At 70.7% G+C, this 25032-nt stretch carries 25 protein-coding genes; 19 read left to right on the top strand and 6 right to left on the bottom strand.

Annotated features, from left to right (window positions below):
- Positions 1 to 38: 38 nt before the first annotated feature.
- Together AB0M70_RS03130 and AB0M70_RS03125 are read right to left on the bottom strand one after the other, a co-directional pair.
- Positions 39 to 194, bottom strand: coding sequence for an LPFR motif small protein (locus tag AB0M70_RS03130; RefSeq protein WP_365815705.1), 156 nt, complete (start codon positions 192 to 194; stop codon positions 39 to 41).
- Positions 195 to 313: 119 nt separating this feature from the next.
- Positions 314 to 1204, bottom strand: a complete 891-nt coding sequence (locus AB0M70_RS03125) for a hypothetical protein (protein ID WP_365815703.1) — start codon at positions 1202 to 1204, stop codon at positions 314 to 316.
- 143 nt (positions 1205 to 1347) lie between these two features.
- Between AB0M70_RS03125 and AB0M70_RS03120 the strand changes: the two genes are divergently transcribed.
- Positions 1348 to 2349 (top strand): GlxA family transcriptional regulator, encoded by a 1002-nt coding sequence (locus AB0M70_RS03120; protein WP_365815701.1) that lies wholly within the window; start codon positions 1348 to 1350, stop codon positions 2347 to 2349.
- A gap of 7 nt (positions 2350 to 2356) precedes the next feature.
- The gene (locus tag AB0M70_RS03115; RefSeq protein WP_365815699.1) at positions 2357 to 2989 is read left to right on the top strand and encodes a DJ-1/PfpI family protein; all 633 of its coding nucleotides are present in this window, start codon (positions 2357 to 2359) and stop codon (positions 2987 to 2989) included.
- Here the strand turns inward: AB0M70_RS03115 and AB0M70_RS03110 are convergent.
- Positions 2979 to 3755, bottom strand: a complete 777-nt coding sequence (locus AB0M70_RS03110; RefSeq protein ID WP_365815698.1) for an enoyl-CoA hydratase-related protein — start codon at positions 3753 to 3755, stop codon at positions 2979 to 2981. The two genes, AB0M70_RS03115 and AB0M70_RS03110, sit on opposite strands and share 11 nt — an antisense overlap.
- A 93-nt stretch (positions 3756 to 3848) precedes the next feature.
- Between AB0M70_RS03110 and AB0M70_RS03105 the strand changes: the two genes are divergently transcribed.
- Both AB0M70_RS03105 and AB0M70_RS03100 read left to right on the top strand, forming a co-directional pair.
- The gene (locus AB0M70_RS03105; RefSeq protein ID WP_365815696.1) at positions 3849 to 4511 is read left to right on the top strand and encodes an HdeD family acid-resistance protein; all 663 of its coding nucleotides are present in this window, start codon (positions 3849 to 3851) and stop codon (positions 4509 to 4511) included.
- 141 nt (positions 4512 to 4652) lie between these two features.
- Positions 4653 to 5144 (top strand): ATP-binding protein, encoded by a 492-nt coding sequence (locus AB0M70_RS03100; protein ID WP_365816283.1) that lies wholly within the window; start codon positions 4653 to 4655, stop codon positions 5142 to 5144.
- A 1-nt stretch (position 5145) separates the two neighbouring features.
- Here AB0M70_RS03100 and idi read toward each other — a convergent pair whose 3' ends face one another.
- The 3 genes from idi to galE form a co-directional block, all read right to left on the bottom strand.
- On the bottom strand, positions 5146 to 5739 hold the full coding sequence (gene idi / locus AB0M70_RS03095) for an isopentenyl-diphosphate Delta-isomerase (protein WP_365815694.1): 594 nt from the start codon (positions 5737 to 5739) through the stop codon (positions 5146 to 5148).
- Positions 5740 to 5843: 104 nt separating this feature from the next.
- Positions 5844 to 6770: a cation diffusion facilitator family transporter gene (locus AB0M70_RS03090; protein ID WP_365815692.1), complete on the bottom strand. Its 927-nt coding sequence runs from the start codon at positions 6768 to 6770 to the stop codon at positions 5844 to 5846.
- A 165-nt stretch (positions 6771 to 6935) separates the two neighbouring features.
- Entirely contained in the window at positions 6936 to 7919 is a 984-nt protein-coding gene (gene galE, locus AB0M70_RS03085) for a UDP-glucose 4-epimerase GalE (RefSeq protein WP_365815690.1), read from the bottom strand.
- Between the two features lie 246 nt (positions 7920 to 8165).
- Between galE and AB0M70_RS03080 the strand changes: the two genes are divergently transcribed.
- The 15 genes from AB0M70_RS03080 (at position 8166) to ispG (ending at position 25008) form a co-directional block, all read left to right on the top strand.
- Complete coding sequence (locus AB0M70_RS03080; RefSeq protein WP_365816282.1) at positions 8166 to 9977, top strand: DUF5941 domain-containing protein; 1812 nt, start codon at positions 8166 to 8168, stop codon at positions 9975 to 9977.
- Complete coding sequence (locus AB0M70_RS03075) at positions 9974 to 10711, top strand: phosphocholine cytidylyltransferase family protein (RefSeq protein ID WP_365815688.1); 738 nt, start codon at positions 9974 to 9976, stop codon at positions 10709 to 10711. Before AB0M70_RS03080 ends, AB0M70_RS03075 begins: the two co-directional genes overlap by 4 nt.
- Positions 10699 to 11763, top strand: a complete 1065-nt coding sequence (locus AB0M70_RS03070) for an iron-containing alcohol dehydrogenase family protein (protein WP_363207562.1) — start codon at positions 10699 to 10701, stop codon at positions 11761 to 11763. Before AB0M70_RS03075 ends, AB0M70_RS03070 begins: the two co-directional genes overlap by 13 nt.
- The gene (locus tag AB0M70_RS03065; protein ID WP_249586469.1) at positions 11741 to 12520 is read left to right on the top strand and encodes a CDP-alcohol phosphatidyltransferase family protein; all 780 of its coding nucleotides are present in this window, start codon (positions 11741 to 11743) and stop codon (positions 12518 to 12520) included. The genes AB0M70_RS03070 and AB0M70_RS03065 overlap by 23 nt, the downstream gene beginning before the upstream one ends.
- 20 nt (positions 12521 to 12540) lie before the next feature.
- The gene (locus AB0M70_RS03060) at positions 12541 to 13413 is read left to right on the top strand and encodes a glycosyltransferase (RefSeq protein ID WP_365816280.1); all 873 of its coding nucleotides are present in this window, start codon (positions 12541 to 12543) and stop codon (positions 13411 to 13413) included.
- Positions 13414 to 13508: 95 nt separating this feature from the next.
- Entirely contained in the window at positions 13509 to 14444 is a 936-nt protein-coding gene (locus AB0M70_RS03055) for an ABC transporter permease (protein ID WP_365815686.1), read from the top strand.
- A 19-nt stretch (positions 14445 to 14463) separates the two neighbouring features.
- Positions 14464 to 15231: an ABC transporter ATP-binding protein gene (locus AB0M70_RS03050; protein WP_365816278.1), complete on the top strand. Its 768-nt coding sequence runs from the start codon at positions 14464 to 14466 to the stop codon at positions 15229 to 15231.
- A 336-nt stretch (positions 15232 to 15567) separates the two neighbouring features.
- Positions 15568 to 16464, top strand: coding sequence for a squalene synthase HpnC (hpnC, locus tag AB0M70_RS03045; protein WP_365815684.1), 897 nt, complete (start codon positions 15568 to 15570; stop codon positions 16462 to 16464).
- The gene (hpnD, locus tag AB0M70_RS03040) at positions 16461 to 17411 is read left to right on the top strand and encodes a presqualene diphosphate synthase HpnD (protein ID WP_365815682.1); all 951 of its coding nucleotides are present in this window, start codon (positions 16461 to 16463) and stop codon (positions 17409 to 17411) included. The genes hpnC and hpnD overlap by 4 nt, the downstream gene beginning before the upstream one ends.
- 109 nt (positions 17412 to 17520) lie before the next feature.
- On the top strand, positions 17521 to 18933 hold the full coding sequence (hpnE, locus tag AB0M70_RS03035) for a hydroxysqualene dehydroxylase HpnE (RefSeq protein WP_365815680.1): 1413 nt from the start codon (positions 17521 to 17523) through the stop codon (positions 18931 to 18933).
- Positions 18930 to 20060: a polyprenyl synthetase family protein gene (locus AB0M70_RS03030; protein ID WP_365815678.1), complete on the top strand. Its 1131-nt coding sequence runs from the start codon at positions 18930 to 18932 to the stop codon at positions 20058 to 20060. The genes hpnE and AB0M70_RS03030 overlap by 4 nt, the downstream gene beginning before the upstream one ends.
- A 101-nt stretch (positions 20061 to 20161) precedes the next feature.
- Entirely contained in the window at positions 20162 to 22156 is a 1995-nt protein-coding gene (shc, locus tag AB0M70_RS03025) for a squalene--hopene cyclase (RefSeq protein WP_365815676.1), read from the top strand.
- Entirely contained in the window at positions 22156 to 22806 is a 651-nt protein-coding gene (locus AB0M70_RS03020; RefSeq protein ID WP_365815674.1) for a 1-hydroxy-2-methyl-2-butenyl 4-diphosphate reductase, read from the top strand. Before shc ends, AB0M70_RS03020 begins: the two co-directional genes overlap by 1 nt.
- A gap of 5 nt (positions 22807 to 22811) precedes the next feature.
- The gene (hpnH, locus tag AB0M70_RS03015; protein ID WP_365815672.1) at positions 22812 to 23837 is read left to right on the top strand and encodes an adenosyl-hopene transferase HpnH; all 1026 of its coding nucleotides are present in this window, start codon (positions 22812 to 22814) and stop codon (positions 23835 to 23837) included.
- Between the two features lie 4 nt (positions 23838 to 23841).
- Positions 23842 to 25008 carry a flavodoxin-dependent (E)-4-hydroxy-3-methylbut-2-enyl-diphosphate synthase gene (gene ispG / locus AB0M70_RS03010; RefSeq protein ID WP_365815670.1) on the top strand — a complete coding sequence of 389 codons (1167 nt, stop codon included), beginning with the start codon at positions 23842 to 23844 and terminating at the stop codon, positions 25006 to 25008.
- Positions 25009 to 25032 lie beyond the last annotated feature (24 nt).

Genomic DNA, 25032 nt, shown 5'->3' with positions numbered 1-25032 from the left:
CGGGGCAATTGTGGCAGGTGGCACCGACAGCGGGGGGATCAGACCCGGCGTGCCCGCCCCGGGCGGCGTCCCGTCCGCCTTCCGGAGCGCGAGGCTCCGCCGAAGAGGCGGGCCAGGGCGCGGAACGGCCAGGTCACCAGGAGGGCGAGCGCCGTGCCGATCGTGCGCAGGACATCCGCGATCGCACGGAACACGGCATTTCCCCTTTCGTCGCCCGGTCCGCACACGTCGCGCGGGACCGGAGACGAACGGGTACCTCGTACGGCGCCGGACATGCCCGGCGGCCGCGTGCCTGTGCCTGCTCCTCGCCGGGCTACTCCTTGCCGAGCAGATCCGCGGGGAACGCCCCGGCCTGCAGTGCCGCGCCCGCGAACACGGTCCCCAGCTCCGTCAGACGCTCGACGCCGGCCGCGCCCAGGTGCTCGTACGGCGCCCGGTCGAGGCGGTCCGTGGCCTCCTCGACGTCGTTGCGCAGCGCGACGCCCGCCTCGGTCAACTCGGCCACCCCGTCGTGCAGTCCGCGGGCGCGCAGCCGCTCCACGGCCGCGTCCCAGTCCTCCTGGGTCCAGCCGCGCGTGTTGAAGTTCCACTTCGGCCGCATGCCCTTGCCGGTCGCGGTGTGGCTCACCAGGGCCTCGAGACCGTCGAGTTCGGCGTGCTGGAGGGCCGTGAGGTGCCCGTCGCCCCGGTGCTCGCGCAGCAGCGTCGCGGCGTGCCAGAGCGCGAGGTGCGGCTGCTCGGGTACGGGAAGGTCGGCGTGGGCGGCGTAGAGCGGCCGCGCCGAGCGGGAGCAGGCCTCGGTGGCGCGCAGCGCGAGCTCGGCGGCCTCCGCCATCTCCGGCGATGTGAGGGCCTCGTCTCCGAGGAGGCGCCGCAGCGTCGAGTCGACGGCCCGCAGGCGTGCGGCGAGGACGTCCTCGGGGGAGGCGATGCGCCAGATGTCGGGGACATGCTTGGCAACGGCCTCGTGCTTGTAGTTGTAGAACGCCGCCGTGACCATTCCGGCGCCGACCGGCCCCATCGCCGCCGTCCGCACGGCGAAGTTGACGGCCTTGGGGTGGGTGATCCCGATCTCGGCGAGCTCGCGCCCCGTGTCGGGCGAGAAGTAGTGCGTCGAGTGCAGCGAATTGAGCACGGTGTGGCACCGACGTCCCGCGCGCGGGTGCAGGGCCGCGGCCGGGGAGGGGGGCTTGAGAGAAGTCATGACCGCACGCTACCGACTGGTTGGTATGACGTGAAGTCCGGGGCGCCACGAGACCGCGCCGCCCCCGCCCGGCCGCCGTCGGTGGCAGGAAGAGTGGGTCATTCGTCATTGCGGCCATCCTGTAAGCGGCCAAGAATCAGGGCATGGAGCAGCGAACTGTCCTGGTCGTCCTCTACGACGGCGTCCAGAGCCTCGACGTGACGGGGCCGGTGGAGGTCTTCGCGGGCGCCGCCGCCTGCCACGGCGGTGACCGGCCCGCGTACCGCGTCCGCACCGCCTCCCTGGACGGCGGTCCCGTGCGCACGTCGAGCGGCCTCACGCTCGTGCCGGACTCCTCCCTCGCCGACGCCCCCGCGCCGCACACGCTCCTGGCCCCCGGCGGCATCGGCACCCGCGAGGCCGACCCCCGCCTGATCGACTGGCTCCGGACGAACGCCCCCCGCGCCCGGCGCCTGGTCTCCGTCTGCACCGGCGCCATCCTCCTCGCCGAGGCCGGGCTCCTGGACGGCCGCCGGGCGACGACCCACTGGGCGTTCTGCGACAAGCTCGCGCGTGATCACCCCGCCATCGAGGTCGACCCGGACCCGATCTTCGTGCGCGACGGTCACGTCGCGACCTCCGCGGGCGTGACCGCGGGCATCGACCTGGCCCTGGCCCTGGTGGAGGAGGACCTGAGCCGGGACGAGGCGCTGATGGTCGCGCGCTACCTCGTGGTCTTCCTGCGGCGGCCGGGCAACCAGGCGCAGTTCAGCGCCCAGCTCGCCGCCCAGACGGCCCTGCGCGAGCCGCTGCGCGAGGTCCAGCAGTGGATCACCGAGCACCCGGACGAGAATCTCTGCGTCGAGTCGCTCGCCGCCCGCGCCCGCCTCTCGCCGCGGCACTTCGCCCGCGCGTTCCAGACGGAGACGGGGATGACGCCGGGCAAGTACGTCGAGCGGGTGCGCGTGGAGCACGCGCGCCGCCTCCTGGAGGACACCTCGCACGGGATCGGGGAGGTCTCGCGCGCCTGCGGCTACGGCACTCCGGAGGCGATGCGCCGCGCCTTCGTCAAGACCCTCGGCGCGGCCCCCGCCGAGTACCGGCGGCGCTTCCACGCCCCTCTCGCCTCACTTTCCGCTCAGCCGGCACCCGCCCTCGACGGATAGGCACGCCATGCAGATCGCCATCGCCCTCTTCGAACGCTTCACCGCCCTGGACGCGGTCGGCCCGTACGAGACGCTCAGCCGCATGCCCGGCGCCGAGACCGTCTTCGTGGCCGAGCGCCCCGGCCCCGTGCGCAACGACACCGGCTCCCTCACGCTCGTCGCCGACCGCTCCTTCGCCGACATACCCGAGCCCGACGTCCTGGTCGTCCCCGGCGGTCCTGGCCAGAGCGACCACATGGCGGACGAGGCGCTCCTGGGCTGGCTGCGGTCCGCGGACGCCACCAGCACCTGGACGACGTCCGTGTGCACCGGCTCCCTCCTGCTCGCGGCGGCGGGACTGCTCAAGGGGCGCCGCGCCACCTCGCACTGGCTCGCCCTGGCGGAGCTGGGCAGGTTCGGCGTCGAGCCGACGGAGGAGCGGGTGGTGTTCGACGGCAAGTACGTCACGGCGGCCGGGGTCTCCTCCGGCATCGACATGGGGCTCGCCCTGATCGGCCGTATCGCGGGCGAGGAGCGGGCCCAGACCGTGCAGCTCCTGACGGAGTACGACCCCCAGCCGCCCTACGACGCCGGTTCCCCGCACAAGGCGCCCGCGCACCTCGTCGAGGAGTTCCGCGCGGGCAGCCGCTTCAGCCAGTAGCGCCGTCGCCCGCAGCGGAGCCGCCGGGAGTCCACGTGAAGCGCGGCTCGCGGCGCTCCAGGAAGGCGGCGACCCCCTCGGCGGTGTCGCCGCCCGCACGCGCCTGCTCGCCCCAGTGGGCGTCGCGGTCCAGGCGGCCGGCCGCGAACTCCTTGGCCGCGGCCTGCGTCAGCTGTGAGCGTGCGGCGAGGACGGCGGTGAACTCCGCGACCCGCTTGTCCAGTTCGCCCGCGGGCAGCACCTCGTCGACGAGACCCGTGCGCAGCGCCCGCCCCGCATCGATCAACTCACCGGAGAACAGCAGGTACTTGGCGGCGGAGGGCCCCACGAGCGCCACCAGGCGCCGCGTCGACGACGACGGATAGACGATCCCCAGCTTCGCGGGAGTGATCCCGAACAGCGCGCCCTCGTCCGCGAACCGCAGATCGCAGGCCGCCGCGAGCTGGCTCCCGCCGCCCACGCAGTAGCCGCGCACGGCGGCCAGCGTCGGCTTGGGGAAGACGGCGAGGGCTTCCTCGGCCCGCACCGCCAGGTCCTGCGCCTCGCCCGGCGACTCGCGGAGCGAGGAGATGTCGGCCCCCGCGCAGAAGGTCCCGCCCTCGCCGGTCAGCACGAGGGCCCGCACGGCCGGGTCGGCGGCGAGCCCGGCGAGCAGCGGCGGCAGCTGACGCCACATGTCCGCCGTCATGGCGTTGCGCTTCGCCGGATGGTCGATGACGACGGTGGCGACGCCGTGGGTGACGGCCTGCCTCAGCTGCGGCTCCATGCGCAGGATGCTATCCGCACCTCTCGAACGTACGATCAAGAAGGGGCGGCCCTGAGAACTCTGTGCAGCGGGGGAAGCAGGACGGAGACGCTGATGGCCCGATCCAAGAGCGCCGAGGCCGCCGCACCGCAGGCCCAGGGCGCCAAGCAGCTCAACCGCAGTCTCGGCTGGCTGGCCCTCCTCGGTGCGATCCTGGCGATCGCCGGGCTCGTGGGCCTCGTCTACACGGGCGTGGCCACCCTCACCTCCATGCTCCTCTTCGGCTGGCTGCTCCTGATCGGCGGTTGTGTGGGTCTGGCGCACGCGGTGCAGTCGCGAGGCACGAACTTCTTCTGGCTCGGCGTGGTCGTGGCGGCCCTGAACCTCGCCGCCGGCGTCGTGATCATCCGCAGGCCGGATGTGGCGGCGGAGGCGCTGACGATGTTCGCCGCGCTGCTGTTCCTGACCGGTGGTGTCTTCCGGCTCGTCGGCAGCCTGGTGGTGCGCGGCCCGCAGTTCGGCTGGACGCTCGTGCAGGGTGCCTTCGGTCTCCTTCTGGGCATCCTGGTGCTCGCCAACTGGCCCAGCAGCAGCCAGTACGTGATCGGCTGCTTCTTCTCGCTCGCGCTGCTCTTCGACGGCCTCGGCCTGCTCGCCACGGGTCTTGGCGGGCGCCGGATCGTGAGCATGGTCAGCGAGGGCACGGAAACGGGACAAGGCGAACAACCCGTACAAGCGGAAGAAAGCTTCAAAGCGAAGCCGGAGGGACAGAAGTAATCACTCACCCGACGCGCTCGGGCGCCAGTGATCAAATACCGTCGATAGTCGCTGACTTCTGTTCAGTCGCACGGTCCGGACCAACGCATTCCCAACACTCGATGCGTGGTGACAATCGAGCGCAAGGGCGGCGACCGGACGATGGACGACGACGGGAGGGGCCCCGGCCCACTCCCTCGGGAGCCCGCGAAAGTGCCGTACGAAGGCGTGTGGCGGTTCACCGCCGCCGCCGTGGACGCCTCGGTGCCCCAGGCGCGGCACGCGGTGCGTGACCTGCTCGCGCGCCAGGGCGTGCCCGTGTCGGACGACCTCGTGCAGGGCCTGCTCCTGATCGTCTCCGAACTGGTCACCAACGCCGTACGGCACGCGGCCCTGCTCTCGCCGATGCTGGCGGTGGAGGTGGCGGTCGGCGCCGAGTGGGTGCGGGTCTCCGTGGAGGACGACCATCCCTACCGCCCGACCGCCCTGGTGGCCGACCACGGCCAGACCGGCGGCCGCGGCCTTCTCCTCGTGCGCGAGATCACCCAGGAGGCGGGCGGTGCCTGCGACGTCGAGCACACCGCGAGCGGGGGCAAGGTCATCTGGGCGGCCCTGCCCCTGAAGCCCAACGGCTCCGGCCCGCACGGGAGTTGACTCACCAGCCGGCGGCAGGCCCCGTCAGCTCGCGGACGGCGGGGCGCGCCGCGTCGAGGACGGTCATGAACCAGGCGGAGAACGGCCCCTTCGCGTGCCGCTCCGCCAGCTCGGCGGCCGTCACGAACGCGGTCTCGCCGACCTCGGAGGCGTCGGGCCGCAGCGGCGACTGGACCATCCCGACGAAGAGGTGGTTGTACTCCTGCTCCACCAGACCCGAGTCGGGGTCCGGGTGGTTGTAGCGCACCGTGCCCGCCTCCGCGAGCAGCGAGGGCGAGACGCCCAGCTCCTCGTACGTCCGGCGCGCTGCGGCCGCGAACGGCGCCTCGCCGGGGTACGGGTGGCCGCAGCAGGTGTTCGACCAGACACCGGGGGAGTGGTACTTGCCCAGGGCGCGCTGCTGCAGCAGGAGCCGCCCCTGCTCGTCGAAGAGGAAGACGGAGAACGCCCGGTGCAGCTGCCCGGGCGCCTGATGCGCGGAGAGTTTCTCCGCTGTGCCGATGGTCCTGCCGTCCTCGTCGACGAGTTCCAGCAAGATCGCTTCTCCGGTGCCGTTCGACGAGCTGTTCGCCGCGGTGGCAGGTGTGGTCGGCATACCCATCCTTCGCTTCGGTCTACGAGCCTCAAGTCTGCCGCACGTGAGGGGCCCTCCTGGCAAGGAACCACCGGAAGCCACCCTCACCGGTACTCATGGACCGGTCAGTGGCAGAGCTTCGCCTCGTGCTCCGCGTGGCCGACGGGCTCCAGCTGGAAGGTGCAGTGCTCGACGTCGAAGTGGTCGCCCAGGCAGCCCTGCAGCTCGTGCAGCATCTTCTCGTGGCCGATCGCGTTCAGTGTCTCGGTGCTGACGACCACATGCGCGGAGAGGACCGGCATCCCCGAGGTGATGGTCCAGGCGTGCAGGTCGTGGACGTCCTCGACGCCCGGCAGATCCAGTATGTGCGAGCGGACCTCGGCCATGTCCACGCCCTTCGGGGCGGACTCCAGGAGCACGTTCAGGGTCTCCCGAAGGAGCTTCACCGTACGCGGGACGATCATGAGGCCGATGACGAGGGAGGCGATCGGGTCCGCCGCCTGCCAGCCGGTCGTCAGGATGAGCACCGCCGCGACGATCACGGCCAGGGAGCCGAGCGCGTCGGCCATGACCTCCAGGAAGGCGCCGCGCACGTTCAGGCTGTCCTTCTGGCCGCGCATCAGGAGCGAGAGGGAGATCATGTTCGCCACCAGGCCGATGACGCCGAAGACGATGGTCAGTCCGCCCTCGGTGTCGGCGGGCGTGATGAACCGCTGGATCGCCTCGAACAGGACGTAGCCGCCGACGCCGAGCAGCAGTAGACAGTTGGCGAGCGCGGCCAGGATCTCGGCGCGCGCGAAGCCGAAGGTGCGGTTCTCGGTGGCCGGGCGGTTGGCGAACTGGATCGCCAGCAGCGCCATGCCCAGGCCGAGGGCGTCCGTCGCCATGTGCGTCGCGTCCGCGATGAGCGCGAGCGAATCCGCCATGATGCCGCCGACGATCTCGACCACCATGACGGTGAGCGTGATCGAGAGCGCGATGCGCAGGCGTCCCCGGTACGCCGCTGTCGCCGTCCCCCCGTGCGCGTGTCCGTGATCGTGCCCAGCCCCCATGGAAGCCGCCTCCGTGTGCTCGGTATCGGTCTTCTGTTCCCTGGTCGCGCGTCTGTCGCGATCACAGTGAACTACTGGTGGGGGGTATCCGGCAACACGGCACTGAACACCGTTGTCATATGCTCTGACCTGCGGAAATGACCGCAGGTCAGAGCGCTGACGTGGTCAGGGGCGGCGCGCCTCCGGGTGGTGGAGGCACCAGCCGGCCCACGCGGATTCGACCATCTCGCGTACGGTGCGCCGCGCCTTCCAGCCCAGCTTCTCGGCGGCCAGGCCCGCGTCCGCCACGGCGCGCGGCGCGTCGCCGTCGCGGCGCGGCTCGACGATCGCCGGGCGGGTGTCGCCGGAGATCTCGCCGATGAGCGTCACGAGTTCGCGTACGGAAACACCCTCGCCGCGGCCGATGTTCACCGTCAGGTCGCCCTCGGGGTGCGCCTGGACGCGGCGGGCCGCCGCGAGGTGGGCGTCGGCGAGATCGGCGACGTGGATGTAGTCGCGCACGCAGGTGCCGTCCGGGGTCGGGTGGTCGGCGCCGAAGATCCGCGGCGACTCGTCACGCGTGAGCCGGTCGAAGACCATCGGGATCACGTTGTAGACCCCGGTGTCCGCGAGCTCGGGGGTCGCGGCGCCCGCCACGTTGAAGTAGCGCAGGCACACGGTCGCGATGCCATGCGCCCGCCCGGCGGCCCGCACCAGCCACTCCCCGGCGAGCTTCGTCTCGCCGTAGGGGTTGATCGGCACGCAGGGGGTGCTCTCCGTCACCAGGTCCACGTCGGGCGGGTTGCCGTACACCGCGGCCGACGAGGAGAAGACGAAACGCTTGATGCCGGCCTCGGCCACCGCGTCGAGCAGGGTCACCAGGCCGCCGAGGTTCTCGCGGTAGTAGCGCAGCGGCTGCTCCACGGACTCGCCGACCTGCTTGCGCGCCGCGAGATGCACCACACCGGTCACCTCGTGCTCGGCGAAGACCCGCCGCAGCAGCTCGCCGTCGAGCGATGAGCCCCTAATGAGAGGGATGTCCGCGGGGAGCCGCTCGGGCACCCCGGCCGAGACGTCGTCAAGGACGACGACCCGCTCCCCGGCGCCGGCCAGAGCCCGCACCACATGTGCCCCGATATATCCCGCTCCACCTGTGATCATCCATGTCATGGGCGTCCACTTTATGCCGGTCGATGGGGCGCGGTTTGTGGGTGCCGCCCCCGATCGACCATGATGATCGCGTTGGCGGAGGCCTCTGCAGGTCATGCTTATGGGCCGTAAACGGGCGGTGAACGCCCGCTTCCCATCATCCGATAGCCTCTGCCGACGTGCCGCCCGGCCGCTGCCGGCCAGGGGCGCCCCTCATCACGCACGTGCCCGGCGCGAGCCGCGCCGGCAATCAAGGAGTGAGTTCGTCTGTCGACCGCCATCCTGACCGGTCAGCCGGTCCCCGGGTCGCCGCTCGAAGGCGATCTGCGGTCCCTGGGGTTTGACGTCCGGGTCGCCTCCGACGCGGCGGACACCGAGACGCTGCTCGCCGCCGTCCCCGCCGGGCAGCGGGTCGCGGTCGTCGACGCGCGCTTCGTGGGCCACGTCCACGCGCTGCGCCTGGGCCTGACGGACCCGCGCTTCGCGGCCTCGGCCGTCCCCGGCGCCGTCACCGCGCAGCCCGAGGCCCGCGCCGACCTGACGCGCGCCCTGCGCACCGCCACCACCGGCCCCGGCAACGGCGGCTCCGCCGTGACCGTCGAGGCGCTCGCGGACCACGTGGCCGAGGCGATCGAGGCCGAGGGCCGCGCGCTCCACCGCCCCGACCTCGGCACCCTCGTCGCCACCGTGCCCAGCGATCCGCAGACGCGGAACGAGGCACGCCAGGCCGTCGCCGCCGTGGACGACGAAGCCGTACGCCTGCGCACGGCCGTCAAGTCGCGGGACGGCTTCTTCACGACGTACTGCATCTCCCCGTACTCGCGCTACATCGCCCGCTGGTGCGCGCGCCGCGGCCTGACCCCGAACCAGGTCACCACCGCATCGCTGCTCGTCGCCCTGATCGCGGCGGGCTGCGCGGCCACCGGCACCCGCGGCGGCTTCGTCGCGGCCGGCCTCCTCCTGCTCTTCTCCTTCGTCCTGGACTGCACGGACGGGCAGCTCGCCCGCTACTCCCTGCAGTACTCGACGCTGGGCGCCTGGCTCGACGCGACCTTCGACCGCGCCAAGGAGTACGCCTACTACGCGGGCCTCGCGCTCGGAGCCGCCCGAGGCGGCGACGACGTCTGGGCGCTCGCGCTCGGCGCGATGGTCCTGCAGACCTGCCGGCACGTCGTCGACTTCTCCTTCAACGAGGCGAACCACGACGCCACCGCCAACACCAGCCCCACCGCGGCCCTCTCCGACAAGCTCGACAGCGTCGGCTGGACGGTCTGGCTGCGCCGGATGATCGTGCTGCCGATCGGCGAGCGCTGGGCGCTGATCGCCGTGCTCACCGCGGTGACCACCCCGCGCATCACTCTGATCGTGCTGCTCATCGGCTGCGGCCTCGCCGCCTGCTACACCACGGCGGGCCGTGTCCTGCGCTCGCTCACCCGCAAGGCCACCCGCACCGACCGCGCCGCACAGGCCCTGGCGGACCTGGCGGACACCGGGCCGCTCGCGTCGTCCTTCGCCGCACTCCGGCTCGGCGGCCTCGCGCTGCCCGCGCCGGTCCTCGCCTTCGTCGGCGGCGCCGTGCTGGTCTGCGTGGCGGGACTCACGTCGTACGGCAGCCCGTGGGTGATCGTCGCCGCGGTGATCTACGTCATCACTTCGGGTCTCGCCGTCGCCCGCCCCCTCAAGGGCGCCCTCGACTGGCTGGTCCCGCCGTTCTTCCGCGCGGCCGAGTACGGGACGATCCTGCTGCTCGCCGCCCACGCGGACGTGAACGGCGCCTTGCCCGCGGCTTTCGGACTGGTGTCCGCCGTCGCCTACCATCACTACGACACGGTGTACCGCATCCGCGGCGACGCAGGCGCGCCGCCGCACTGGCTGGTGCGGGCGATCGGCGGGCATGAGGGCAGGACGCTGGCGGTCGCTCTCGCCGCCGCCCTGCTCACCGACACAGATTTCACCGTCGCGCTCACGGCTCTCGCCGTGGCCGTGGCACTCGTGGTGCTCGTCGAGAGCATCCGCTTCTGGGTGACCGCTCACAAACGTGGAGCACCCGCCGTACACGATGAAGGAGAACCCGCATGATCGGCCTCGTGCTGGCGGCCGGCGCCGGACGGCGTCTTCGCCCCTACACCGACACGCTTCCCAAGGCCCTGGTGCCGGTCGACGGTGACACCACCATCCTCGACCTGACCCTCGGCAACTTCGCGGAGATCGGTCTGACCGAGGTCGCGATCATCGTCGGCTACAAGAAGGAAGCGGTCTACGACCGCAAGGCGGCGCTCGAGGAGAAGTACGGCCTCAAGCTCACGCTGATCGACAACGACAAGGCCGAGGAGTGGAACAACGCCTACTCCCTCTGGTGCGGTCGTGACGCGATCAAGCACACGGTGATCCTCGCCAACGGCGACACCGTGCACCCCGTCTCCGTCGAGAAGACGCTGCTCGCCGCCCGCGGCGACGGCAAGAAGATCATCCTCGCCCTCGACACGGTGAAGAACCTCGCCGACGAGGAGATGAAGGTCATCGTGGACCCCGAGAAGGGCGTCCAGAAGATCACCAAGCTGATGGACCCGGCGACCGCCACCGGTGAGTACATCGGTGTCACGCTCATCGAGGGCGACGCCGCCGAGCAGCTGGCCGACGCCCTGAAGACGACCTTCGAGCGCGACCCCGACCTCTACTACGAGGACGGCTACCAGGAGCTCGTCAACCGCGGCTTCAAGGTCGACGTGGAGCCGATCGGCGACGTCAAGTGGGTCGAGATCGACAACCACGACGACCTCGCCAAGGGCCGGGAGATCGCGTGCCAGTACTGACGAGGCTCATCCCCTCGCCGGTCGTCGTGGACATCCGGCCGGGGGCGCTCAACGACCTGGCCGGTGTCCTCGCGGACCAGCGGATCTGCTCGTCAACCGGCAAGCTCGCCATCGCCATCAGCGGCGGCTCCGGCGCGGTGCTCCGTCAGCGGCTCGAACCGTCGCTGCCCACCGCCGAGTGGTTCGAGGTGGGCGGCGGCACGCTCGATGACGCCATCAAGCTCGCCGACGCCATCAAGAAGGGCCGCTACGACGCGGTCGTGGGCCTCGGCGGCGGCAAGATCATCGACTGCGCCAAGTTCGCCGCCGCTCGCGTCGGCGCGCCGCTGGTCGCCGTCGCGACGAACCTGTCGCACGACGGCCTGTGCTCGCCGGTCGCCACGCTCGACAACGACGCGGGCCGCGGCTCGTACGGAGTGCCGAACCCCATCGCGGTCGTCATCGACCTCGACGTGATCCGTGAGGCCCCCGTACGGTTCGTGCGCTCCGGCATCGGCGACGCCCTGTCCAACATCTCCGCGATCGCGGACTGGGAGCTCGCCGCCCGCGAGCGCGGCGAGGACATCGACGGCCTCGCGGCCGCGATGGCGCGCCAGGCCGGCGAGGCCGTCCTGCGTCACCCCGGCGGCGTCGGCGACGACGGCTTCCTGCAGGTCCTCGCCGAGGGTCTGGTCCTCACCGGCATCGCGATGTCCGTGTCGGGCGACTCCCGCCCGGCGTCCGGCGCCTGCCACGAGATCAACCACGCCTTCGACCTCCTCTTCCCCAAGCGCGCGGCGAGCCACGGCGAGCAGTGCGGCCTGGGCGCGGCCTTCGCGATGTTCCTGCGCGGAGCACGCGAGGAGTCGCTGTACATGGTGGAGGTCCTTCGCAGGCACGGCCTCCCCGTGACGCCGGAGGAGATCGGCTTCACCGTGGACGAGTTCGTCCAGGTCGTGGAGTACGCCCCGCAGACGCGCCCCGGGCGCTACACGATCCTCGAGCACCTCAATCTGAATTCCGACCAGATCAAGGACGCATACGCCGACTATGCCAAGGCCATCGGTAGCTGAACTCCGCCCCGTCGTTCACCCCGCAGGGGTGAAGGACCGGCGCAGCGGTGAGCACTGGGCGGGACGCCTGTACATGCGAGAGATCTCGCTGCGCTGCGACCGCTACCTGGTGAACACCAGGATCACGCCCAACCAGCTCACGTATCTGATGACCGTGGCCGGCGCCCTGGCCGCCCCGGCGCTTCTGGTGCCGGGGATCACGGGCGCCGTGCTCGGCGTGATCATGGTCCAGCTGTATCTCCTGCTCGACTGCGTCGACGGCGAGATCGCCCGCTGGCGCAAGCAGTACTCCATGGCCGGGGTCTACCTGGACCGCGTCGCCGCCTATCTGTGCGACGCCGCGGTGCTCGTCGGCTTCGGTCTGCGCGCCGCCGACCTGTGGGGCTCGGGCCGCATCGACTGGCTGTGGGCCTTCCTCGGCACGCTCGCCGCGCTCGGCGCCATCCTGATCAAGGCGGAGACCGACCTCGTCGGAGTCGCCCGTCACCAGCAGGGCCTCGCGCCGGTCAAGGAGTCGGCCTCCGAGCCGCGCTCCTCCGGCATGGCCCTGGCGCGCAGGGCAGCGGGTGCGCTGAAGTTCCACCGCCTCGTGCTCGGCATCGAGGCGTCGCTGCTGATCCTGGTCCTCGCGATCGTGGACTCGGTCCGCGGCGACCTGCTCTTCTCGCGCATCGGTGTCGCCGTCCTCGCGGGTATCGCGATGCTGCAGACGCTGCTGCACCTCGTGTCCATCCTCGCCTCCAGCAGGCTGAAGTGAGTGCGGCGGGGAGCCGGCCCCTGAAGGTCGGCGCGGTCATCATCACCATGGGCAACCGGCCGCAGGAGCTGCGCGCCCTGCTCGACTCGGTCGCCAAGCAGGACGGCGACCCCGTCGAGGTGGTGGTCGTCGGCAACGGCGCCCCCGTGCCCGAGGTCCCCGAGGGCGTACGCACCGTCGAGCTGCCCGAGAACCTCGGCATCCCCGGCGGTCGCAACGTCGGCATCGAGGCCTTCGGCCCCGGCGGCACCGACGTCGACATCCTTCTCTTCCTCGACGACGACGGCCTCCTGGCCAACACGGACACGGCCCAGCTGTGCCGCGAGGCCTTCGCCGCCGACCCGAAGCTCGGCATCATCAGCTTCCGCATCGCCGACCCCGACACCGGGGAGACCCAGCGCCGGCACGTCCCGCGCCTGCGCGCGGCCGACCCGATGCGCTCCTCCCGGGTGACGACCTTCCTCGGCGGCGCCAACGCCGTCCGTACGCAGGTCATGGCCGAGGTCGGCGGACTGCCCGACGAGTTCTTCTACGCCCACGAGGAGACCGACCTCGCCTGGCGTGCCCTGGACGCGGGCTGGATGATCGACTACCGCGCCGACATGGTGCTCTTCCACCCGACGACCGCCCCCTCGCGGCACGCGGTCTACCACCGGATGGTCGCGCGCAACCGTGTCTGGCTCGCCCGTCGCAACCTGCCCGCGCTCCTGGTCCCGGTCTACCTCGGCGTGTGGATGCTCCTGACCCTGGCCAGGAAGCCCTCGGGCCCCGCGCTCAAGGCCTGGTTCGGCGGCTTCAAGGAGGGCTGGACGACGCCCTGCGGACCTCGCAGGCCGATGAGGTGGCGTACGGTGTGGCGCCTGACCCGACTGGGCCGACCTCCTGTCATCTGAGAAGCTCGGGTCTGAGAACATCTGGGCCATACCCCGGTCCCTGGCCCACGCCTACGCCCGACCGGCTGCGCATCTGAAGACGAAAGTTTCCACTCGTGAGTGAGACAACGCATGACGGCGGAGTCGCGGTGACCTCGCCTCCGTCGCCCGATGACGGGCTCTCCCGGGCCGATCTCGCCGCCAAATACGGTCTGACCGTCAGCGGCGCACGGCCCGGACTTTTCGAGTACGTCAACCAGCTCTGGGGACGGCGCCACTTCATCCTCGCCTTCTCGCAGGCGAAGCTGACCGCCCAGTACAGCCAGGCCAAGCTCGGCCAGCTGTGGCAGGTGGCGACGCCGCTCCTGAACGCGCTCGTCTACTTCCTGATCTTCGGTCTGATCCTGGAGGCGGACCGGGGCTTCGAGCGTGAGGTCTACATCCCGTTCCTGGTCACCGGTGTCTTCGTCTTCACCTTCACGCAGTCCTCGGTGATGGCGGGTGTCCGGGCGATCGCGGGCAACCTCGGTCTGGTGCGCGCGCTGCACTTCCCGCGGGCCTCGCTGCCGATCTCCTTCTCGCTGCAGCAGCTCCAGCAGCTGCTGTTCTCGATGATCGTGCTGTTCGTCATCACGATCGGCTTCGGCAGCTACCCCAAGCTGTCGTGGCTGCTGATCGTTCCGGCCCTCGCCCTGCAGTTCCTGTTCAACACCGGCCTGGCGATGATCATGGCCAGGCTGGGCAGCAAGACCCCCGACCTCGCTCAGCTGATGCCGTTCGTGATGCGCACGTGGATGTACGCGTCCGGCGTGATGTTCTCCATCCCGGTCATGCTCAAGGGCAAGCCGGAGTGGATCGCCGACATCCTGCAGTGGAACCCGGCGGCCATCTACATGGACCTGATGCGCTTCGCGCTGATCGACGGGTACGGCATCGACTACCTCCCGCTGGGTTACTGGACCTGGGCGATCGCCGCGGGCTGGGCCGTGCTGATCGCCGCCGGGGGCTTCGTGTACTTCTGGAAGGCTGAGGAGCGTTACGGCCGTGGCTGATGAGAACACCGTCGACAAGATCGACAGGACACACATCCCCACCGTCATCGCCGACGAGCTGCATATCGTCTACCGCGTGAACGGCGCCAAGACGGGCAAGGGCAGCGCCACCTCCGCCCTGAGCCGCATCCTCAGGCGCGGCGAGGAGCGCGGCGTACGCAAGGTGCACGCCGTGCGCGGCGTCAGCTTCACCTCCTACCGCGGCGAGGCCATCGGCCTGATCGGCTCGAACGGCTCCGGCAAGTCGACCCTGCTCCGTGCCATCGCGGGCCTGCTGCCCGCCGAGAAGGGCAAGGTCTACACCGACGGCCAGCCCTCGCTGCTCGGCGTGAACGCGGCCCTGATGAACGACCTCACGGGCGAGCGCAACGTCATACTCGGCGGCCTCGCGATGGGCATGACGCGCGAGCAGATCAAGGAGCGCTACCAGGAGATCGTCGACTTCTCGGGCATCAACGAGAAGGGCGACTTCATCACCCTGCCGATGCGCACGTACTCCTCGGGCATGGCGGCCCGCCTGCGCTTCTCCATCGCGGCCGCCAAGGACCACGACGTACTGATGATCGACGAGGCACTCGCCACGGGTGACCGCAAGTTCCAGAAGCGCTCCGAGGCGCGCATCCGTGAGCTCCGCAAGGAGGCCGGCACGGTCTTCCTCGTCAGCCACAACAACAAGTCCATCCGTGACACCTGCGACCGCGTGCTGTGGCTGGAGCGCGGCGAGCTGCGCATGGACGGGCCGACCGACGAGGTCATAAAGGAGTACGAGAAGTTCACGGGCAAATAGCCCCTGTCGTACGCCCGAATGCACCAGGGCCCCGCCGGAGTCAACCCGGCGGGGCCCTGTCGCGTCCTGAGGCACGACCGTCCCGGTGGTTGCCTCAAGTCCCTTGCGCCCAGGGAAGATTGACGCCAATCGGTGTGTTGTTGTGATGCGCGGAACACCCCGACGATGCAGGCTGCGTTGTACAACGTAAGCTGTAGCGGTGCTGATTCGCGGCAAGTGGGGCGATATCGTGCGGCGCCCCCGGCTCATGGCACGGTCCGTCTCGCGGAGGGCCGGGCGGCGTGTCCGAAATAGGATGTATTGGGTCGGCAGTGTAGAACGGGAGATGTGACGGCAATGGCTACGGATGATCTCCAGCTGCGCGACGCATCCGCCGTCCTCGCGAAGGCCGCGGACGAGAACTTCCCCGTGGCGCCCTTCTTCCTGCCCCGCGCCTGGCGCGACGACCTCATGGCCGTGTACGGCTACGCCCGCCTCGTCGACGACATCGGCGACGGCGACCTGGCCCCCGGCGGCGCCGACGCCCGCCACCTCGGCGTGGATCCCGGGGCCGCCGACGACCGGCTCGCCCTCCTTGACGCCTTCGAGGCCGACCTGCACCGGGTCTTCGACGGCACCCCGAGGCACCCGCTGATGCGCGCGCTGCAGCCCACCGTGCGGCGCTGCGCTCTCACCCCCGAACCCTTCCTCGGCCTGATCGCGGCCAACCGCCAGGACCAGCTCGTCACGCGCTACGAGACGTACGACGACCTCCTCGCCTACTGCGAGCTGTCCGCGAACCCCGTGGGCCGGCTCGTGCTCGGCATCACGGGCACCGCGACGCCGGAGCGCATCCGCCGCTCGGACGCGGTGTGCACCGGCCTCCAGATCGTCGAGCACCTGCAGGACGTGGCCGAGGACCTGGCACAAGGCCGCATCTACCTGCCCGCCGAGGACATGAGGCGCTTCCATGTCCAGGAGCGGGATCTCGCCGCGCCGACAGCAGGCGCATCGGTGCGCGCACTGGTTGCATATGAAGCAGAACGCGCCCGCTGCCTCCTGAATGAAGGCACCCCCCTGGTGGGTAGCGTCCACGGCAGGCTGAAGGTGCTGCTTGCAGGTTTCGTGGCTGGGGGGAGGGCGGCGGTCTCCGCGATCGCCGCCGCCGGATACGACGTACTTCCTGGACCGCCGAAGCCCACCAAACCGCGTTTGCTGCGCGAGGTGGGGGCGGTTCTGCGAGGAGAGGGGTGAGCCGGACCGTGGAGTCAGGCCCGAACGTGTCCGCGCCGGTTCTCGCCGCATACAGCTACTGCGAGGCCGTCACCGGACAGCAGGCACGCAATTTCGCGTACGGCATCAGGCTGCTGCCGATGCCCAAGCGCCGCGCCATGTCGGCGCTCTACGCCCTCTCGCGGCGCGTGGACGACATCGGCGACGGCGCGCTCGCCCCGGACGTCAAGGCCGAGCGCCTCGACGAGACCCGGGCCCTCCTCGCCCGGATCCGCGCGGGGAACGTGGACGAGGACGACACCGACCCCGTGGCGGTGGCGCTCGCGCACGCCGCACACCACTTCCCCATTCCGCTCGGCGGGCTCGACGAGCTGATCGACGGGGTCCTGATGGATGTCCGCGGTGAGACGTACGAGACGTGGGAGGACCTGAAGGTCTACTGCCGGTGTGTGGCGGGGGCCATCGGGCGGCTCTCCCTGGGCGTGTTCGGCACCGAACGGGGGGCGCTCCATGCCGAGCGCGCGCCGGAGTATGCCGACACGCTCGGCCTCGCGCTCCAATTGACCAACATCCTGCGTGACGTGCGCGAGGACGCGGAGGGCGGCCGTACGTATCTGCCCGCCGACGACCTCGCCAAGTTCGGCTGCTCCGCCGGGTTCTCGGGCTCCGAGCCGCCCGCCGGTTCCGACTTCGCCGGGCTCGTGCACTTCGAGGTGCGCAGGGCGCGGGCACTGTTCGCCGAGGGATACCGGCTCCTTCCCATGCTGGACCGGCGCAGCGGGGCCTGCGTCGCCGCCATGGCGGGCATCTACCGCCGCCTCCTCGACCGCATCGAGCGGGAGCCCGAGGCGGTCCTGCGCGGCCGTGTCTCGCTGCCCGGCCGTGAAAAGGCGTACGTCGCCGTGCGCGGTCTCTCCGGTCTCGATGCGCGCACCATCTCCCGACAGACCGTCAGGAGGCGTACTTGATGGGCATCCGCGGCGAATGCGGTGAACGTAGGGCAACCCCCTGCAACCGGCGGGCAACCCTCCGCCCGGCCCTGGCGTCCCAGACTGCAACCGCCGAGGGAGAAAGAGCATGAGCGACGACGACACGCGGCCGGCCGCGGAGGCCGACGGCAAGGTGGGCCGCGGGGCCGCCGTGGTGGTCGGCGGCGGTCTCGCCGGGATCACCGCGGCGCTGTCCCTGGCCGACGCGGGACTGCGTGTGACGCTGCTCGAAGGGCGGCCGCGCCTCGGCGGGCTCGCCTTCTCCTTCAAGCGCGGCGAACTGACCGTCGACAACGGCCAGCACGTCTATCTGCGCTGCTGCACCGCCTACCGCTGGTTCCTCGACCGCGTCGACGGTGCCGCCCTCGCGCCCTTGCAGGAACGTCTCGACGTGCCCGTACTCGACGCCGACCGCAACCGGCTGGGACGTCTGCGCCGCACCGCGCTGCCCGTACCGCTGCATCTGGCGGCGAGCCTCGCCACGTACCCGCATCTGTCGCTGGCGGAGCGCGCCAACGTGGGCCGCGCCGCGCTCGCCCTCAAGGGACTCGACCCGGCCGACCCCAGGCTGGACGGCCAGGACTTCGGCAGCTGGCTGGCCGAGCACGGTCAGTCGGCGCGTGCCGTCGAGGCGCTGTGGGACCTGGTCGGCGTGGCCACGCTGAACGCCGTCGCGGGGGACTCCTCGCTGGGGCTCGCCGCGATGGTCTTCAAGACCGGGCTGCTCTCGCAGCCGGGCGCCGCCGACATCGGCTGGGCTCATGTGCCCCTCGGTGACATCCATGACACGCTCGCCCGCAAGGCGCTCGACTCCGCGGGCGTGCGAACCGAACTGAGGACACGCGTCACCTCCATCTCCCGTACGGAGAACGGGGGTTGGCAGGTCGAAGTTCCCGGCGAGACGCTCGAGGCGGAGACCGTCGTGCTCGCGGTGCCGCAGCACGAGACGCACGACCTGCTCCCGGACGGCGCCCTGGACGAGCCCGACCGGCTCCTCGACATCGACACCGCGCCGATCCTCAACATCCACGTCGTGTACGACCGCAAGGTCCTCAAGAGGCCGTTCTTCGCGGCGATCGGCTCGCCGGTGCAGTGGGTCTTCGACCGGACCGACGCCTCCGGACTCACCGAGGGGCAGTACGTCGCGCTGTCCCAGTCCGCCGCCCAGGACGAGATCGACGCACCCGTCGCCGCGTTGCGCGAGCGCTATCTTCCGGAGCTGGAGCGGCTGCTGCCCGCCGCGCACGGCGCGGAGGTACGGGACTTCTTCGTGACCCGGGAGCGCACGGCGACCTTCGCGCCGACTCCCGGTGTGGGCCGGCTGCGGCCCGGTGCTCGCACCAAGGCTCCCGGCCTGTATCTGGCCGGGGCGTGGACCGCCACCGGGTGGCCCGCGACCATGGAGAGCGCCGTGCGCAGTGGCATCAGTGCCGCCGGGGCCGCTCTCTCCGCTCTCGACCGCCCACGCGATCACCTCTTCGACGTCGAGGAGGCCGCGTGAAGCCAGCCCTCCTGGGGTCAGGTCCCCAGGAATCCAGCACCGGAACAAGAGGAGAGACTGTGCCGACTGTGCCCTCGGCCGAATCGGCTGCCGACACGGTGGACGTGACCTCACTGCTCGAGCGCGGAAGGACGCTGGCGACCCCGGTGCTGCGGTCCGCCGTGGACCGCCTCGCCCCGCCCATGGACACCGTCGCCGCCTACCACTTCGGCTGGATCGACGCCGAGGGCAACCCGTCGGACGGCGACGGCGGCAAGGCCGTGCGCCCCGCGCTCGCCCTGCTCTCCGCGGAGGCCGCGGGCGCCGCGCCGGAGGTCGGCGTACCCGGAGCCGTCGCCGTCGAGCTGGTGCACAACTTCTCGTTGCTGCACGACGACCTGATGGACGGCGACGAGCAGCGCCGCCACCGCGACACGGTGTGGAAGGTGCACGGTCCGGCCCAGGCCATCCTCGTCGGCGACGCCCTCTTCGCGCTCGCCAACGAGATCCTCCTGGAGATCGGCACCGTCGAGGCGGGCCGCGCCACGCGCCGCCTGACCACCGCCACCCGCGCCCTGATCGACGGCCAGGCGCAGGACATCTCCTACGAGCACCGCGAGCGGGTCACCGTCGAGGAGTGCCTGGAGATGGAGGGCAACAAGACCGGCGCCCTGCTCGCCTGCGCGGTCTCCATCGGCGCGGTCCTCGGCGGCGCCGACGACCACACCGCCGACGTCCTGGAGAAGTACGGCTACCACCTCGGCCTCGCCTTCCAGGCCGTGGACGATCTGCTCGGCATCTGGGGCGACCCGGAGTCCACCGGCAAGCAGACCTGGAGCGACCTGCGACAGCGCAAGAAGTCCCTGCCGGTGGTGGCCGCGCTCGCCGCGGGCGGGCCCGCGTCCGAGCAGCTCGGCGAGCTGCTCGCGGCCGACGCCAAGAGCAACGACTTCGACAGCTTCTCCGAGGAGGAGTTCGCCGCGCGCGCCGCGCTGATCGAGCAGGCGGGCGGCCGGGAGTGGACCGCCGAGGAGGCCCGGCGCCAGCACACCATCGCCATCGAGGCCCTGGACACCGTCCAGATGCCGGACCGGGTGCGGGCGCAGCTCGTCGCGCTCGCCGATTTCGTCGTCGTACGAAAGAGATGATCACTATCGGGCAGATATGACTCGCAGTCGCCGGCCGGCGCCCAGCGCGTCGGCCGACGGCGGACCCACAGCAGAGAAGACGACTGCACGAAGGGGAAGCCATGACAGCGACGACCGACGGAAGCACCGGAGCGGTGACGCCCCGCGCAACCTCGGCCAGCCAGCCACTCGACCGCGCCGCCGCGACAGCAGGGCCACATGACGCCGCCGCGCGCGCCATACAACGCTCCACCGAGTTCCTGCTGCGACAGCAGGACGCCCAGGGCTGGTGGAAGGGCGACCTCGAGACCAACGTGACGATGGACGCCGAGGATCTGCTGCTCCGTCAGTTCCTGGGAATCCGGGACGAGAAGACCACGCGCGCCGCCGCACTCTTCATCCGCGGCGAGCAGCGCGAGGACGGGACCTGGGCCACCTTCTTCGGCGGCCCCGGCGAACTCTCCACCACCATCGAGGCGTACGTCGCGCTGCGCCTGGCGGGCGACGCCCCGGACGACCCGCACATGGCGAAGGCCTCCGCCTGGATCCGCGACCAGGGCGGCATCGCCGAGAGCCGTGTCTTCACCCGCATCTGGCTCGCCCTGTTCGGCTGGTGGAAGTGGGACGACCTGCCCGAACTCCCGCCGGAGCTCATCTACTTCCCCAAGTGGCTGCCCCTCAACATCTACGACTTCGGGTGCTGGGCACGGCAGACGATCGTGCCGCTCACGGTCGTCTCCGCCAAGCGCCCCGTCCGCCCCGCGCCCTTCCCGCTGGACGAGCTGCACAGCGACGCGCGGGTCCCGAACCCGGACAAGCCCCTTGCGCCCCTGGGAAGTTGGGACGGCCTCTTCCAGCGTCTCGACAAGGCGCTGCACGTCTACCACAAGGTCGCGCCGCGCAGGGTGCGCAAGGCCGCGATGAACAGTGCCGCCCGCTGGATCATCGAACGCCAGGAGAACGACGGCTGCTGGGGCGGCATCCAGCCGCCCGCCGTCTACTCCGTCATCGCGCTGCACCTGCTCGGCTACGACCTGGAACACCCGGTCCTCAAGGCGGGTCTGGCGTCCCTCGACCGGTTCGCGGTGTGGCGCGAGGACGGCGCACGGATGATCGAGGCGTGTCAGTCGCCGGTCTGGGACACCTGCCTGGCGACCATCGCCCTCGCCGACGCGGGCGTGCCCGCCGACCATCCGCAGCTCATCAAGGCCGCGGACTGGATGCTCGCCGAGGAGATCGCGCGGCCCGGTGACTGGGCCGTACGCAGACCCGAACTGGCCCCCGGCGGCTGGGCGTTCGAGTTCCACAACGACAACTACCCCGACATCGACGACACCGCCGAGGTCATCCTGGCGCTGCGCCGCGTCGACCACCCGGACCGCGCGCGCATGGAGAACGCGATCAGCCGCGGGGTGCGCTGGACCCTGGGCATGCAGTCCAAGAACAACGCCTGGGCCGCCTTCGACGCCGACAACACCAGCCCGTTCCCCAACCGGCTGCCGTTCTGCGACTTCGGGGAGGTCATCGACCCGCCGTCGGCCGACGTCACCGGGCACGTCGTCGAGATGCTCGCCATCGAGGGCAAGGCACACGACCCGCGCACCCGGCGCGGCATCGAGTGGCTGCTCGCCGAACAGGAGCCGGACGGTTCCTGGTTCGGCCGCTGGGGCGTCAACTACGTGTACGGGACAGGGTCCGTGGTGCCCGCGCTCACCGCCGCGGGCCTGCCGGGCTCGCACCCCGCGCTGCGCCGCGCCGTCAGCTGGCTGGAGTCGGTGCAGAACGACGACGGAGGCTGGGGCGAGGACCTGCGCTCCTACCGCTACGAGGAGTGGCGGGGCCACGGCGTGTCCACCGCCTCGCAGACCGCCTGGGCGCTGCTCGCGCTGCTCGCCGCCGGAGAGCGCGACTCCAAGGCCGTGGAGCGGGGCGTCGCCTGGCTCGCCGAGACACAGCGGGACGACGGCTCCTGGGACGAGCCGTACTTCACCGGCACCGGCTTCCCCTGGGACTTCTCCATCAACTACCACCTCTACCGGCAGGTGTTCCCGCTCACCGCCCTGGGCCGGTACGTCAACGGGGAGCCGTTCACCGGCCTCTCCGTCAAGGGGGGTTGATGGAGAGGACCCCGGCCGCGCCGGACCCCGCGCCGCTGCTGATCGCCTGCGCGCTCGGCATCGAGCACCTCGCCCTGCGCACGGGCGACCGCGGGGGCGCGCACGGGCGGGCCACCCTGCTCCGTACGGGCATGGGCCCCAAGAACGCCGAGCGCGCCGTCACCGGCGCCCTCGGCAAGGAACCGCTGCGCCACGCCGCCGTCGTGGCCACCGGTTTCTGCGCCGGGCTCGCCCCCGGCATGCACCCCGGCGACCTGATCGTCGCCGACGAGACCCGCGACGCACATGGCCACACGCCCTGCGTCGGCACCGATCTGCTGGTCAAGGAGCTGGAGCGGGCCGTTCCCGGCCGCACCGTGCACACCGGACCGCTCATCGGATCCGACCATGTCGTCCGAGGGCACGAACGTGCCGGCCTGCTCGCCACGGGAGCCATCGCGGTGGACATGGAGTCCGCCGTGACCCTGCACAGCGCGCTGCGGGCGGGAGACCGTCCCGTTGCCGCCGTCCGGGTGGTCGTGGACGCCCCACAGCACGAACTCGTCCGCATCGGCACGGTGCGCGGTGGAATATCGGCTTTCCGTGTTCTTCGCGCCGTGCTTCCCGCATTTTTCGAATGGCACCGTTCTTCTTTGCTCCCTCGGAGGTGAGCCAGATGGCCATGCCGCTGCGCCAGACCATCAAGGTCGCGACGTATCTCTTTGAACAAAAGCTCCGCAAGCGTGAGAAGTTTCCGCTGATCGTCGAGTTGGAGCCGCTCTTCGCGTGCAATCTCGCATGCGAGGGATGCGGGAAGATCCAGCACCCGGCCGGTGTGCTCAAGCAGCGCATGCCGGTCGCCCAGGCCGTGGGCGCCGTCCTCGAGTCCGGTGCGCCGATGGTGTCCATCGCCGGTGGCGAGCCGCTGATGCACCCTCACATGGACGAGATCGTGCGGCAGTTGGTGGCCAAGAAGAAGTACGTCTTCCTGTGCACCAACGCCATGCTGCTGCGCAAGAAGCTGGACAAGTTCACGCCTTCCCCGTACTTCGCGTTCGCCGTGCACATCGACGGCATGCGCGAGCGGCACGACGAGTCCGTCGCGAAGGAGGGCGTGTTCGACGAGGCGGTGGCGGCGATCAAGGAAGCCAAGAAGCGCGGCTTCCGGGTCACCACCAACTCGACCTTCTTCAGCAACGACACCCCGCAGAACATCATCGAGGTCCTCAACTACCTCAACGACGAGCTGCAGGTCGACGAGATGATGCTCTCGCCCGCCTACGCCTACGAGAAGGCACCGGACCAGGAGCACTTCCTGGGCGTCGAGCAGACCCGTGAGCTCTTCAGGAAGGCCTTCGCGGGCGGCAACAGGCGGCGCTGGCGTCTGAACCACTCGCCGCTGTTCCTCGACTTCCTGGAGGGCAAGGCGGACTTCCCGTGCACCGCGTGGGCGATCCCGAACTACTCGCTCTTCGGCTGGCAGCGCCCCTGCTACCTGATGAGCGACGGGTACGTCCCGACGTACAAGGAGCTCATCGAGGAGACCGACTGGGACAAGTACGGCCGCGGCAAGGACCCGCGGTGCGCCAACTGCATGGCCCACTGCGGCTACGAGCCGACCGCCGTCCTGGCCACCATGGGCTCCCTGAAGGAGTCCATCCGTGCCGCCCGTGAGACGGTCTCCGCCAACCGCGCGGGGTGACGTCATGACCCCTGGAACGCCTGTCGCACTGGGCCTTCCTGAGCTGCCGGTCCGGCCGGTCGCGGAGCGCCGCCCCTCGCGGCGCATCGAGGTCGGTCCGGTGGCCGTGGGGGGCGGCGCGCCGGTGTCGGTGCAGTCGATGACGACGACGCGTACGTCCGACATCGGTGCGACGCTGCAGCAGATCGCCGAACTGACCGCGTCCGGCTGCCAGATCGTGCGGGTGGCGTGCCCGACGCAGGACGACGCCGACGCCCTTGCGACGATCGCGCGGAAGTCGCAGATCCCGGTGATCGCGGACATCCACTTCCAGCCGAAGTACGTCTTCGCGGCGATCGACGCCGGGTGTGCGGCGGTGCGGGTGAATCCGGGCAACATCAGGCAGTTCGACGACCAGGTGCGCGAGATCGCCCGCGCCGCGAACGACGCGGGTACGCCGATCCGGATCGGCGTGAACGCGGGCTCGTTGGACGCACGTCTTCTCAAGAAGTACGGCAAGGCGACTCCGGAGGCCCTGGTCGAGTCGGCCCTGTGGGAGGCGTCGCTCTTCGAGGAGCACGGCTTCCGGGACATCAAGATCTCCGTCAAGCACAACGACCCGGTGGTCATGGTCAACGCCTACCGCCAGCTGGCCGCGGCCTGCGACTACCCCCTGCACCTCGGCGTGACGGAGGCCGGACCGGCCTTCCAGGGCACGATCAAGTCGGCGGTCGCCTTCGGGGCATTGCTGAGTGAGGGCATCGGCGACACCATCCGGGTCTCGCTGTCCGCGCCGCCCGCCGAGGAGGTCAAGGTCGGCATCCAGATCCTGGAGTCGCTGAACCTGCGCCAACGCCGTCTGGAGATCGTCTCCTGCCCGTCCTGCGGGCGCGCCCAGGTCGACGTCTACAAGCTGGCCGAAGAGGTCACCGCGGGCCTGGACGGCATGGAAGTGCCGCTGCGTGTCGCCGTCATGGGGTGTGTCGTGAACGGGCCGGGGGAGGCCCGCGAGGCCGACCTCGGCGTCGCGTCCGGCAACGGCAAGGGGCAGATCTTCGTCAAGGGCGAGGTCATCAAGACCGTACCGGAGTCGAAGATCGTGGAGACCCTCATCGACGAGGCGATGAAGATCGCCGAACAGATGCAGGACGACGGCGTCACCTCAGGGGTGCCGGACGTCACCGTGAGCTGAGTTCCACCAGAGAGGGGGCCGAGC

The sequence above is a fragment of the Streptomyces sp. NPDC051214 genome, assembly GCF_040682375.1.
GTDB lineage: Bacteria > Actinomycetota > Actinomycetes > Streptomycetales > Streptomycetaceae > Streptomyces.
The sequence above is the reverse complement of the archived record's forward strand: the minus strand, read 5'-3'. Positions and strand labels throughout refer to the sequence as shown.